Origin of the sequence: Dyella sp. S184 (genome assembly GCF_009766065.1) — a bacterium.
Taxonomy (GTDB): domain Bacteria; phylum Pseudomonadota; class Gammaproteobacteria; order Xanthomonadales; family Rhodanobacteraceae; genus Rhodanobacter.
On the sequence record NZ_LMUE01000005.1, the window covers coordinates 332,296 to 345,991 of the forward strand.

Below are 13,696 nucleotides of genomic sequence, written 5' to 3' on the forward strand. Positions count from 1 at the left end.
TTCCCCGTTCATTCGAGGTATCACCATGCAACTACGCTTAAGCAGTTTCATTCCAGCGCTGCTCGCGCTGGCCTGCCTTCCGCAAGCGGCCGCCGCAGCTGCGCCAAGCGCGACGTATCAGGTGCTTTCGCGTCTGCCGCTGACCGGCGCGGGTGGCTGGGATTACTTGAGTTTCGATGCACAGCACCGCCATCTTTTCGTCAGCCGCGGCGACCGCGTGTTGGTGATCGACGTCGACCAGGAAAAACAGGTCGGCACGATCGCCGACACCCAAGGCGTGCACGGCATCGCGATCGCCCCCGATCTGCAGCGCGGCTATACCAGTAACGGCAAGAGTGCGTCGGTAACCGTGTTCGATCTGGGTTCGTTGAAAACCGTGGCGACGATCACCGGCACCGGCGAGAAGCCCGATGCGATTGTCTACGACAGCGCTTCCCATCACGTGTTCACCTTCAACGGCAAGAGCGGCACGGCCAGCGTGATCGACCCGGCCAAAAATGCGGTGATCGGTACGATCACGTTGCCGGGCAAGCCGGAGTTCGCGGTGTCCGATGGCGCCGGCCACGTCTATGCGAACATCGAAGACAAGTCCGAGCTGGTGCAGATCGATACGGCCAGCAACAAGGTGCTGCACACCTGGTCGCTGGCGCCGTGCGAATCGCCGAGTGGTCTGGCCATCGATGCCGCGCATCACCGCCTGTTTTCGGTATGCGACAACCGCACGATGGCGATCACCGATGCCACAAACGGTCATCAGGTGGCGACCGCCGTGATCGGTGATGGCCCGGATGCGGTGGTGTTCGATGCGGCCGAGGCGATGGTCTACAGCTCCAATGGCGAGAGTGGCACGATCACCGCGGTGCATGAGAGCGATCCGGATCATTTCAGCGTGGCAGCGACGATTCCCACCCAGACCAGTGCGCGTACACTCGCGCTCGATCCGAAGCTGCACTTGCTGTATCTCTCAGCCGCGCGTTTAGGCGCAACCAAGCAGGCCAACGGCCGGCCCATGATCGAGCCGGACAGCTTCAGCATTCTTACCGTCGGGCGTCACTGAGCCGGCGTCACCGGACTGTCGTCGTGGGTAACAGCCTGCGGCGACAGCGGAATCGCGACACTTACCCGCAGGCCACGACCGTAAGGCGAATCAAGCAGCTCGATCGTGGCACCGTGCAGTTGTGCCGCACGCTGCACGATCGACAGGCCCAACCCGTAGCCGTCACCGTGTCCGCCCGCTTCGCGATGAAAGCGCGCGAACACGCTCGCGCGGCGTTCCGCTGGAATGCCGGGGCCATCGTCGATGACATCCACCAGCGCTACGCGCTCGCCGAGTTCGATCGACAACTGCACCTGGCCGCCGGCGGGGACATGACGCATGGCGTTTTCCAGCAGGTTGCGCAGCAGGGCGGCGAGCGCCGCCTCGTAACCGAGAATGATCACCTGCGGCGGCAGTGGTGCCACGCTCATTTCCACTCCGCTCTCGGCAATCACCGGAGCCAGCTCCTCGATCACATCCATCGCGATGGCGACAAGATCGATCGGCGTGCGCTGGCCAGATGCCGCACCCGACTCCAGCCGGGCCAGCGCCAGCAACTGCTCGATGCGCCGGGCCAGTGCGGCGACGCCATGCTGGGCGCTGGCCAGCGAGGTGTGTAGCTCGACCGGGTCGGCCGTCGTCATCGCGCTCTCCAGGTTGATCATGGCCGAGGCCAGTGGCGTGCGCAGTTCATGTGCCACGTCGGCGCTGAAGCGGCGTTCGCGCTCCAGCGCATCTTCCATGCGGACGAGTTGTCCATTCAGCGCGCTCAGTACCGGCTGCAATTCCAGCGGTGCGTCGGGCAGCACCACCGGCTCCTGCGTGCCAGGCTCCCGAGCAGACAAGGCGCGGGTCAGCGACTCGAGCGGGCGCAATCCTCGGCGTACCGCCCAGCCCACCAGCAGGGCAAGCAACGGCAGGGCGATCAGCAGCGGCAGACTGTGCTCCAGCCATACGGCATGCGTGATGTCGTGGCGGCTGTCATAGCGCTCGCCGGTGCGAATCACGATGTCGTCGGCGAGATCGTGCAGGGTGAACACGCGCCATCGGTAGCCGCCCTGTTGTACATCCTGGAAATTGGCATCACCGGTTGCCGGTGGTGGCAGCGAAGCAAGGTTTGCGGTTGCCAGCACCACTCGTCCGGAATGATCGAAGATCTGAAAACCGACTTCGGACTCGTGCGTATGACCAAGTGTTTTCGTCGGCCTGGGGTAGGTTGTCTCGATCGGTACCTGGATGCCTTCGGCCGCGTGGTCGCTGATCGCATGCATGCCGGCATGCTCGATCAGCACCTGCAGTGTTCGCGCCGATTGCGCCAGTCGCCCATCGGACAGTTCGTCTACTTCGGTGATGGTCCGGCGGAAGCTCATCACACCCAGTGGCAGCAAGACCGCGGCAAGCACGACGATGATCAGCCAGCGCAGCCTGGCATGCAGGCTGTTCAGCCTCATTTCGGCTCCCGTGGAATCATGTAGCCGAATCCCCGTACGGTCTGGATCGTGTCGAAACTCAGCTTGCGGCGCAGGGTATGCACCAGCACCTCCAGCGCGCTGCTGCCGACCATGTTGTCGATACCGTACAGCGAATTTTCCAGGCTCTCGCGGCGCACCAGCCGACCGGCGCGTTCCATCAGGATCTGCAGCAGGGAGAACTCGCGCCGGGTCAGTTCGACGTGTTCATTGCGAAAGGTGACCTCGGAGGTGCCCAGATCGATGCTCAGCGCGCCGACCTCGATGCGGTTCGCGGCCAGGCCGTGGGCACGCCGGGTCAGCGAACGGATGCGCGCACCCAGTTCGTCGAGGTGGAACGGCTTGATCAGGTAGTCGTCGGCACCGGCATCCAGGCCACGCACACGGGCTTCCAGTGCGTCACGTGCCGTCATCACGATCACCGGCGTCTTCACATGGGCGCGCCGCGCCTCAAGCAGTACGTCCAGACCATCTTTGCCAGGCAAGCCTAGATCAAGCAGCACCAGATCGGCGGTCTGGTCGCGCAATGCAATCAAGGCCTCGCGGCCATCGCGCAACCAGCTCACCGTATAGGCAAGACGCTCCAGCGCCCGCTGGATCGCGGCGCCAAGCTGAAGATCATCTTCCACCAGGATGATATGCACGAACGAACTCCTTCGGCCGCGTCACGCCATGACTGGCATGAAGGCGCTGCGCCTGCCGGTGGATTATCCGGTCATCCGCTTACAAAGTGCTTAAGGCAGAGGGGTGGTTTTGGAAACGAACGCATCGCAGTTCTTTTTCGCAGCGCGTGGTTGGTTTGCCATCCCACTTCATGACTACGAATCCCACCTGCGTGGGAGATAGGTCAGGATATATCCACAAGGCGAATTCCGTTTGGTGCTGTTGGCAATTGATATCGGACGGGGCATGCTTGGGGGCATTGAGAACGCAAAAATGGTAGTGCGCAACATGCCCCTGACTCACGCCGCAATACGTACTGCCAAGGCGGCCGAGAAACCCACGCGTCTATACGACAGCGGCGGCCTGTATGTGGAAGTATCCCCAGCGGGGAGCAAGCTTTGGCGGCTGAAGTACCGCTACGGTGGCAAAGAGAAACGCCTATCGTTGGGGACTTTCCCGGAGATCGGCCTGAAGGAGGCTCGCGGGAAGCGCGATGCGGCTCGTTTGATGCTGGCTGACGGGGTCGATCCAGGCGAGCATCGAAAAGTCGCAAAGGGCGCCGGCGCCAGGATCATCGCTTCCAACGACATGGCTGAGCTGCCAACGCAGGCGCAGATCGCGCTTCCATCGCCCACCTGGGCGAGATCGCTGGAGGCTCTCGGCATCAGTGAGCTCGAAGAGCGCGCCTATTGCATTGTTCTGGAGCACCATGCGATGACGATGGAAGATGTCGCAGCTTTGCTCTCCTTGCCAGCGGACAAGGCGCAGTGGTTGCTTGATGCTATCGAATCCTATGGGCTGGTATCTCACTCGCCCGAATGGCCGCCGCGCTATAGCGCCGTTCCACCAGAAGTCGCCATCGAAGCGCTGATCAACCAACGCCAATCCGGACTTGAAAAGGCACGACTGGCCATACCGAAACTCAAGAACCGGGCCAAGCGGCATGTAGACGGGAAAGAACGTGAGCAGGTGGTGGAAGTCATCAACAGCGGTGCCGTACTCGCTCAGGTTGTCGAGCGCTTGCTCAAGACAGTCAAGTACGAAATTATTGGTTTTCAACGGGCCCCAATGATTTTTCCGCGCGAACCGGAACCGGTGCCTGCAGGCACGCAAGCAAAAAGCGTATCCGATGCCAGTTACCTTGAGATGCCAGGTGCGATCGAGAATTTGCGGCGCACGGTAGAAATGGGCGAAGAGGCCAGAACCTACGCAATACTTCCGTTCAAGATGGTTATCGTCGATCGGCGCCTGGGCCTCATCACATTGCACTCCGAGAATTTGGGCGGCGCTGCCATGCTGGTTCGCCCGTCTGCCTTGCTTGATGCACTGTGCATGCTTTTTGATCTGGTCTGGGAACGGGCAACGCCCTTCGTGACCGAAACTTCTGGGGTGCTGGAGATGGATCATGCGCCCTCTCGGTTGACGAGGACGGCTGAGCAGTTGATTCCTTTGTTGGCGGCAGGGCTCAACGATAAAACGATCGCAGCTGAAGTGAACATATCCGCGATGACGCTCAATCGACGTATCGGTGAGCTCTTGAAACATTACGGAATACGCACGCGCTTCCAACTGGGCTGGCGTGCAGCCATGGACATGTATCCGAACGGCAGGCCGCAAGCCCAGGGATCACAAGCGGCTGTCTGATGGAGCGTGTCTTTCGGCGTGGCAACAAAAGCCAGTCTGCTCCATTCGAAATAGCCGGCTAAACGGCTGGTAGATATCTACCAAAGTGGGAAATCCATCAACGCATTCGCTTGCGCGCGTCTCCGCCTGTGTCAATACTCGGTTCGACAGGGGGAAAGACAGCTTCGAGACAGGATGGTTTCCAAAGCACTGTCGAGGGAGTATCTGCCGACAGCCTGAATATCCTGAGGATGCCGCCGCAGATCTTGTTCAGTGTGCCAGCGCTCTTTGGCGGTCCATACCGCCAAGGATCGGGAGAGTGTGTGCGACGTATTGAACGGGTACGGATGTTTTGCTTTCCCGGTTGAATTTCTCCGAGCCGTGCAAGAAGCCACAGGATGTGGCAACGCTGCGCACGCAAGGTGCTGTTCGCAAAGGTAGATCCGGCAAGTGCGCCATCAACTTTTTGACCAACTTACAGAAAGGGAGCTATATCCATGAAACAGGGCTATTTCATTCTCAGCGCATCCATTGCAGCGGCGCTCGCCGGCGCACCGGTGCTGGCGCAGCCGGTGGCTGCAAGCAATCTCGTCACGGCCGCCGGCACCAGTGAGGCGCCGCGTGTCACCCAGACGATCAACAACCAGCTGGTTTCCCCGCTTGCGAAGACCCACCTCAAGTTCGTTGAAACGAAAGCGCCGGGCAAGCAGCTGGCCGATACCTTCAAGATGAATCACCTGCAGCTGGTGCTCAAGCCGAGCGCCGCGCGGCAGGCCGCCCTGACCAGCCTGATCGCCGACCAGCACAACCCGAAGTCGTCCAGCTTTCACAAGTGGCTGACTCCGGAGCAGTTCGGTGAATCGTATGGCGTGGCCGACAGCGACATCGCCGCGGTCACGGCGTGGCTGAAGTCGCAGGGCTTCACCGTCAACAACGTGTACCCGAACAAGACCCAGATCGATTTCAGCGGCACCGCCGGCCAGGTGAAGGCGGCGTTCCATACCCAGGAAAACATCTACAACCTCGCCAATGGCAGCAAGACTAAGGAACAGCACATCGCCAATGCCGGCGATATCAGCATCCCGGTGGCGCTGAAGGACGTGGTGGCCGGCGTGATGGGCCTGAACGATTTCCACCCGAAGGCGATGAACAAGCCGATCAAGGGCGCCAAGTGGGACACCACCAAGAAAGGCCTGGTACTCAGCCAGCCGGCGGCCTCCAGCAAGCTCGGTGGCAAGAGCCAGGCGATCAGCGTCGCCTATCCGAATTATAATCCGCAGGGCGTGATCCGTGGCCTGGTACCCAATGATCTGGCGACCATGTACGGCGTCAGCACGATCCGCGCCAATGGCATCACAGGTACGGGTGTCACCATCGCGGTGGTCGAAGACGACTCGATGGTGCCGGCGGACTGGACCAATTTTGAAACCACCTTCAACCTGACCAGGTTCGGCGGCACCTTCAATCAGTTCCAGCCAGCGCCGAGCAGTGGCGCCAACAATTGCTATGACCCGAACGTGGAATACGGCGCGGGCCAGGATGATGGTGAAACCCTGCTGGACGCGGAATGGTCGGCGGCCATCGCGCCGGGCGCGAACATCCAGGTCGCTACCTGCGCGGACTATTACTATCAGGGCAGCAACTTCTACTACGCGACCACCAACTTCTTTGGCGGTGTCTTTGTCGCGGCGACCAATCTGATCAACGAAACGAGCGGCCGTCCGAACATCATCAGTGCCAGCTATGGCTACGGTGAACAATTCACCGACAGCGCCAGCAAGACCGCGATCGACCTGATGTGGGCACAGGCGGATGCCGAGGGTATTTCGGTGTTTGTCTCCACCGGTGACTCCGGCTCCAACCCCAGCTTCAATGGCGGCCTGATCAACGGCAGAGACGGCAACACGGCGGTCGATGCCAATTCGTTCGCGACCTCGCCGAACGATACCGGCGTCGGCGGTACCGATCTGGCCGACATCATCGATGGCACCACCAGCAAGTACTTTGCGGCGACGCCGAGTGCGGTGGGCGGCTCGGCCCTGTCGTATGTGCCGGAGATTCCGTGGAACGAGTCGTGCGGCAATGGCGTGGCATCCACGGCGATGGGTTACGCCTCGCCGATCGCCTTCTGCAATGCCGCCCTGGCTTATGCGCTGAACCCCCCCGCTACGCCAACCAACCTGCAGTACTACGCGAATACCTTCGAAACCTCCGAAGCCGGCAGCGGTGGTCCGTCCTCGGTCGATCGCAAGCCGGTCTGGCAGCGTCAGGTCTACAACGCGGCACCGGATCAGTCGCGTGACCTGCCGGACGTGGCGTTGTTCGCCGGCTCGTTTGGCGATGACACCTTCGTGGCCGTCTGCTCGCAGGGTTACGTGTGCACGCCGGACTTCACCGCCGGCACCGCAGCCAATCCGAACCCGAGCGGCGTCGGCCTCAGCGGGGGCACCTCGCTGGCTTCACCGATGTTCGCCGGCATCCAGGCGTTGATCGATCAGGGTCTGGCGGCACGTGGTTTGCCCCTGGATCAGGGCAATGCGGCACCGACGCTGTATGCGCTGGCGGGCAACGAGTACGGTACCGCTTCGCAGCCGAATTCGGCGAGCCTGAGCACCTGCAATGCCAACAACGGCGCCACCGGCACGAGTGGTTGCGTGTTCCACAACGTCACCAGCGGTTCGATTTCCAGCGCCTGTTATAGCGAGACGGGTGTGGGCACGTACGCTGCGGACACGTTCGTGACGCCGAATTGCTATTACTACAACACCTTCCTTGTTGATGGTACGGCAGGAAGTGGCAATACGTTGACGGTCAATATCGGCCTCACCACAAGCAACCCCAACCCCGCCGGCTATACCCCGACGAACAAGGCCTTCCCGGCCCAGCCGGGCTGGAGCTTTGCGTCGGGTCTGGGTTCGGTGAACGTCACGAACCTGCTGATCGCATGGCGTGCCTTCGTGGGTGCTCCGGCAGCGCCACCACCGGCACCGTAATGAAATAGCGCTTGAATGTTGTGGTGTTTGATTGAAGCCCTTGGCTGCATGGCAGCCAGGGGCTTTTTTATTCATCTATGGAATCAGGCGTGGCGCACGGTCTATGCGCGATATTCGTAAAATATCACGTTAGGCTAATTAGCTACGCAAATTATTACGATTAAGCTTTCATCGTTCACTAACATAAATCCCATTGCAGATATGGAATGCAAGTCGCACACTCAAAAAACCGACTGGAAGGGTGGCCATCAAGTCCGGGCGGAATGAATAGGGGTGTGCAGACCGTAATTGACCCAACGACGAAATGCCTATGGCCATGGCGATCAGCCATGGCTATGCGATTTTCATGAATTGGCCATTCGCACAGAACCGGGGTTTGTATAACCGCAGTCAGGTAATGCAACGCGTCATACGCATGCGCAACAGGATTTGATTGGTGCAAACCATAACGAGAGTCGAAAGTGGGAGACAACGAGCGGTAATTCAGGGGGTCGTGACAGGCAGGCATGTAAGCAGATGTCGTGAGTGCTGTTCGCAAAGTGGATCTGGTAATTGCGCCATCAACTTTTGATCAACTTACACAGGAGCTTCATCATGAAACAAAGCTATTTCATTCTCAGTGCGTCGATCGCCGCCGCGTTGGCCGGCGCACCAGCCATGCTGATGGCGCAGCCAACGGTTTCAGCCGGTGCCAGCGAGGCACCACAGGTCACCCAAGCCGTCAGCAATACCAGTCTGTACACGATCCCGAAGACCCGTCTGGCATTCATTGCCCAGGCAACGGCAAGCACCCCGCTGCCTGGCACCACCAAGCTGAATCACCTGCAGCTGATACTCAAGCCCAGCGCGGCGCGTCAGGCCGCGATGGAAACGACCATCGCCAATCTACACAATCCCAAGTCGGCCCAGTTCCAGAAGTGGCTGACACCACAGGAGTTTGGTCAGGAGTTCGGCGCGAACCCTGCTGATATCGCCGCCGTCACGGCCTGGCTGACTGCGCAGGGGTTCACCGTCAACAACGTCTACCCGAACAAGACACAGATCGATTTCAGTGGCACGGTCGCGCAGGTGAATGCGGCGTTCCACACGCAGGAAAGCGTCTACACGCTAAGTCAAACAGTTCGGGACAGTACCACCGGAAAGCTCACCCAGACCCCGGTCAAGCACCTGTCAAATTCCAGCGACATCAGCATTCCGGCGGCGTTGGCACCCGTGGTGGCCGGTGTGATGGGCCTGAATGACTTCCATGCAACATCCCTGGCCAAGAAGCCCAAGGTCGCGCAATGGAATGCGTCGAAGAAGGGCTTTGTCGCCAAGACCGCCACGCCCACAGCCCCAAAGGGAATCGCCCAGGCCGTCTCGTTCAACGGGGGCGCCTTGCGTGGTCTGGTGCCGAACGACATGTCCACGATCTACAATGTCAAGACGATCCGCGGTAATGGCCTCACCGGCGCCGGCGTGACCATTGCGGTCGTTGAGGACGGCGACATGGTGCCGGGGGATTGGACCAATTTCGTCAGCACCTTCAATCTTGGCCAATACGGCGGTACATTCAGTCAGGTCAATCCGGCGCCGCCCAGTGGCACGAACAACTGCGAAGATCCGGATGCCGTTTTTGGCTATGCTCAGGATGACACGGAGACTGTGCTCGATGCGGAATGGTCTACCGCGATCGCGCCCGGCGCGAACATCGAGGTCGCTACCTGCGCGGACTATTACGTCAACAACAGCAACTTCTACTATGCGACCAGCAACTTCTTTGGCGGTGTATTTGTTGCGGCGACCAATCTGATCAACGAACCGAGTGGTCGTCCGGACATCATCAGTGCCAGCTACGGCTACGGCGAGTACTTTACCGACCCCGCCAGCAAGACCGGCATCGATCTGATGTGGGCGCAGGCCGACGCCGAGGGTATTTCGGTGTTCGTCTCCGCCGGTGACTCCGGTTCCAACCCGAGCTTCAATGGCGGCATCATCAACGGCGAGTCGGGCGACTCGGCGGTCGACGCCAACGCGTTCGGCACTTCGCCGCATGACACCGTGGTTGGTGGCACGGACTTCGCCGACTATATCGAAGGCACCACCAGCAAGTATTTCGCGCCGACGCCGAGTGCGGTCGGTGGTTCGGCGCTGTCGTATGTGCCGGAGATTCCATGGAACACGTCCTGCGGCAACGGCGTCGCCGCGACGGCGCTGGGTTTCAGCAGTGCTCTGGCGTACTGTCAGGAATACCTGAAGTACGACCCCAATGGTGACTACGTGACCTCCGAAGCCGGCAGCGGTGGGCCGTCCAGGGTGGATGCGAAGCCCGTATGGCAGCGGCAGGTCTACAACGCGGCGAACGATCAGTCGCGCGATGTACCCGATGTCTCGCTGTTCGGCGGGTCGTGGGGTGACCACACCTGGGTGATCCTCTGCTCCAACAAGTATCCATGCGAGCCGGGCTTTACCACGGCGACCGCTCTGGAGGCTGGTACCTCGTTGTCGTCACCGATGTTTGCCGGTATCCAGGCGTTGATGGATCAGGGGCTGGCTGCGCGCGGTCTGCCGATGGACCAAGGCAATGCGGCACCGACGCTGTATGCGCTGGCGGCACAGGAATACGGCGGCGCGACCGGTACACCGCCGGCCACGCTGGCCGCCTGCAACGCCAACAATGGCACCACGGGAACCAGCGGCTGCGTATTCTACAATGTCACCAGCGGCTCGAATTCCACGCAGTGCTATCAGGAGCAAGGGTTCACCACGGCCAACTGTTACTACTATGGAACAGTGGACTACAACAATGTACAGGTGGGTCTGACCAGCACCGTCGCTGCACCTACCAATTATACGGCGACCAACAAGGCCTTCCCGGCCCAGCCGGGCTGGAGCTTTGCCAATGGCCTGGGCTCGGTGAATGCCACCAACCTGTTGATCGCATGGAGGGCATTCGACAACGCGCCACCGGCCGCACCGGCTGTAGTTACTGTCAAGTAACCAAGTAACGGGTACTCTGCTTCAACGATGCCCTGGCGGCTGATGCTGCCAGGGCATCGTCCGTTTTGCAGCCTGGTCGCGGCCAGGTTCATTTTTCTGTCATACGCGTTTAACATAAGCGGCTAGCATCGCTAAATAAGCCTGTCGGCGTGGGGGGCGAATGACCATTATCTCGCTGCATTTACCAAAGACGGCGGGAACGAGCTTCGGTAGTTCACTGGCGTCCCATTTCGGCGATCGATACAGGCGAGATTACGCTGATCAGGGCATCTGCAAGCCCATGGCTCAGCGCTGCGAGGCTGCGCTTGCGGCAGGCGTAGAGATTGCTGCACAGGGGCTGGGTGACATCGAATGCGTGCACGGGCACTTCCTGCCGGTGAAGTATCTGCCGCTTGCGGCCACGCGGGAGCTTACCTTCGTGACCTGGATGAGAGACCCTGTCACACGGATGATCTCGCATTATTACTACTGGCAGGAAAGCTACGATGAGAAAGCTTCCGCGCCGCATCATCGACAAGTCATTGAAGAGAGTTGGACGCTGGAGCAGTTCTGCCTCAGCGAACGGTTCAGGAATATCTATACCCAGTACCTGTGGAATTTTCCGCTGGATAATTTCGCCTTTATCGGCATCAGCGAGCATTACCAGGAGGACTTGCAGGAGTTCTGCCGGCGCTACCTGTCCACGAGCCTGGAACCGCGATCGCGCAACACGACGAAATATTCTGGCTTGCGTCAGGCGCCGGATACCGCCTTCCTGGACAAGGTGCGTGAGTTCCATGCAGCCGATATGGAACTGTATCAACGGGCATTGACGTGGCGCGCGCGAAGCATCGGTGCGCGCGAAGGTCAGGCAGCCAACGTGGTTGATGGTGTCGGGATTAGGTCGAGCGTGAACCGGTTGCAGTCACTGCCCGAGGTTCTTGCCGGCTCCATGGAGCCACTCGTTCCTATCATGCGGTCCGTTGAATGATGATTGCCGTTCGGGCCGGGTCGAGTTCATCGTGGCCCGGATCCACGCGTTCTACGCGTTCCTGAAGTACGCCAGGAACGCGTAGAACTGCAGCGCGGATTGATCCGACGCAGCCTTAGTCCTCAAGCAGGACGCACTGGAATTCTTCGGCGATCACCCGCGTGCTGAAATGCTGTTGTACATACGCTTGCGCGGCGGTACCCATCGACATCCGCAGTGCGGGGTCGCATAACTTCAGGATGGCCTCGCGCCACGCGTCGACGTCACCTGGCGGCAGCAGCAGGCCGGTGACACCGGCGTCCAGAGTCTCCGGGATCCCGCCGATATCGCTGCCCAGTACGGGAACTCCCGTGGCCTGCGCCTCGACCGAGACCCGGCCGAATGTTTCCGTCGCGATCGACGGGAAGGCCAGCATCGAGAACGCGCTGTAATAGGGGTGGACGTCATGGATCCAGCCCACGAAGTGGTGTCGTGCCGAGGTTGGGTGCGCCGCGGCGCGATCACGCAGGGCTTGCGCATCCGTGCCATCGCCCACCCATACGCAGTGCAGTCGTGCCTCCACAGCCATGGCCGCCGCGGTGGCTTCGAACAGCGAGACGATGCCCTTGTCGTTGTGCATGCGGCCGGTGTAGCCGAGCACGATCGCATTCTCGTCGATACCGAGCGAGTGCAGGATCTCACTATGCTGCTGCGGATCGAACCGGCACAGCTCCATGTTCACCGGGTTGTACAGCACGCGCACCAACTGGCCTGGGGTGCCGCGATCGAGGTAAGCCTGACGGGCATGCTGCGAGACGGCGAAGAAACGCTGTGCCAGACGCGGGATCAGGTAGGCGGAAAATCGCTTCATCGCCGGCGTGCGATGCCGAAACAGCGCGACCGGCACCCGTAGCAAGCGTCCGGCCAGGATCAGCGGCCAGTACTCCTTGCCGAAGTTGCCGATCAGCCAGTCGGGTTTCAGATCTCGCGCCGCCTTGAACACGGCGGCATAGCCGCGCAGGTCGAGCACGTTACGGAATTTCGCCTTGTACAGCCGGACATGCGACTGCGCCAGCCCCTGCCAGATCTGGCTGTCGGGATGGACCACTGCGCTGACCTCATGCCCGGCCTCGGCCATCGCCTGCACCAGGGCGACGAAGTGGCTGGCGGCCCCGGTATTTTCGGGGTTGGTTCCGACAAAGAGCAGTTTCACCCGCGGCGATCCTCGTAACCCGACATCACGCGCATGGCGAACTGTGGCAACAGGTGGTGGCGTGCGATCTGCACCCGCGGCAGTCGCCACAGATCCATGCCGGCGCTGGCCCGGCCGCGCGCCGTAGTGGTGGCGGCGGCGAAGCCGGCTTCGCGGACCACGCCGGCCACGCGATCGTCGGCATCGCCGTACGGGTAGCAGAACTGCGTGACCGGTGTGCCGAGGTAGTCTTCCAGCGTCGCCTTGCTGCCGTGGATCTCGTCGCGCAGTTGCGCGTCGCTGCATTGCGTCAGCCGGGGATGACTGCGGGTATGCGCGCCGATCTCCATGCCGCCGCGTTGCCACTCGCGCAGTTGCTCCGCCGACATCAGCGGTTTGCGCACGCCCAGCCGCTCGGCATCCCACTGGTTGTATTGCCCGATGCTGCCGCTGACGACGTAGCAGGTAGCACTGAAACCATAGCCTTGCAGCACCGGCAGCGCAGACTCCAGATTGTCCACGTAACCATCATCCAGCGTAATGATGGCGATGCGGCCGGTGCGCTCGCCTTGCAGGTAGGGCATCGCGGCAGACATGGACAGCCCGGTGTAGCCAAATCGCCGCAGCAGCCACATCTGTCGCGCGAACGTTCCGGGGCTCACGTACAGGCTGCGCCAGCGGCGGATGTCGCGCGGCGCGTTCGCGATGTTGTGGTAAGTGAGGATCGGCAGGCGAGTGGCCGAGGTATCGCGGCTCATGTGCTGCCCCGTGCTTCACGATGAGCCGCTTGCG

At 60.9% G+C, this 13,696-nt stretch carries 9 protein-coding genes; 5 read left to right on the plus strand and 4 right to left on the minus strand.

The genetic code is table 11. The features are described 5' to 3' along the window. Window positions 1-25 precede the first annotated feature (25 nt). Complete coding sequence (locus tag GSQ75_RS11395; RefSeq protein ID WP_158754990.1) at window positions 26-1,057, plus strand: YncE family protein; 1,032 nt, start codon at window positions 26-28, stop codon at window positions 1,055-1,057. On the opposite strand, the gene GSQ75_RS11400 is transcribed toward GSQ75_RS11395, so the two are convergent. After that, complete coding sequence (locus tag GSQ75_RS11400; protein ID WP_158754991.1) at window positions 1,051-2,487, minus strand: ATP-binding protein; 1,437 nt, start codon at window positions 2,485-2,487, stop codon at window positions 1,051-1,053. The genes GSQ75_RS11395 and GSQ75_RS11400 overlap by 7 nt on opposite strands. After that, window positions 2,484-3,149, minus strand: coding sequence for a response regulator (locus GSQ75_RS11405; protein ID WP_158754992.1), 666 nt, complete (start codon window positions 3,147-3,149; stop codon window positions 2,484-2,486). The genes GSQ75_RS11400 and GSQ75_RS11405 overlap by 4 nt, the downstream gene beginning before the upstream one ends. Window positions 3,150-3,384: 235 nt before the next feature. Here GSQ75_RS11405 and GSQ75_RS11410 point away from each other — a divergent pair, with 235 nt between their 5' ends. The 4 genes from GSQ75_RS11410 (at window position 3,385) to GSQ75_RS11425 (ending at window position 11,733) form a co-directional block, all read left to right on the plus strand. Continuing rightward, entirely contained in the window at window positions 3,385-4,812 is a 1,428-nt protein-coding gene (locus GSQ75_RS11410) for an integrase arm-type DNA-binding domain-containing protein (protein WP_254058559.1), read from the plus strand. 476 nt (window positions 4,813-5,288) lie between these two features. Next, window positions 5,289-7,784 (plus strand): protease pro-enzyme activation domain-containing protein, encoded by a 2,496-nt coding sequence (locus GSQ75_RS11415; protein WP_158754994.1) that lies wholly within the window; start codon window positions 5,289-5,291, stop codon window positions 7,782-7,784. 594 nt (window positions 7,785-8,378) lie between these two features. Next, window positions 8,379-10,763, plus strand: a complete 2,385-nt coding sequence (locus tag GSQ75_RS11420) for a protease pro-enzyme activation domain-containing protein (protein WP_158754995.1) — start codon at window positions 8,379-8,381, stop codon at window positions 10,761-10,763. Window positions 10,764-10,923: 160 nt separating this feature from the next. Then, window positions 10,924-11,733, plus strand: a complete 810-nt coding sequence (locus GSQ75_RS11425) for a sulfotransferase family 2 domain-containing protein (RefSeq protein WP_158754996.1) — start codon at window positions 10,924-10,926, stop codon at window positions 11,731-11,733. 115 nt (window positions 11,734-11,848) lie between these two features. Here the strand turns inward: GSQ75_RS11425 and GSQ75_RS11430 are convergent, their stop codons facing one another. Continuing rightward, window positions 11,849-12,925: a glycosyltransferase family 4 protein gene (locus tag GSQ75_RS11430; protein ID WP_158754997.1), complete on the minus strand. Its 1,077-nt coding sequence runs from the start codon at window positions 12,923-12,925 to the stop codon at window positions 11,849-11,851. After that, window positions 12,922-13,662, minus strand: coding sequence for a polysaccharide deacetylase family protein (locus tag GSQ75_RS11435; protein WP_158754998.1), 741 nt, complete (start codon window positions 13,660-13,662; stop codon window positions 12,922-12,924). The genes GSQ75_RS11430 and GSQ75_RS11435 overlap by 4 nt, the downstream gene beginning before the upstream one ends. Window positions 13,663-13,696 lie beyond the last annotated feature (34 nt).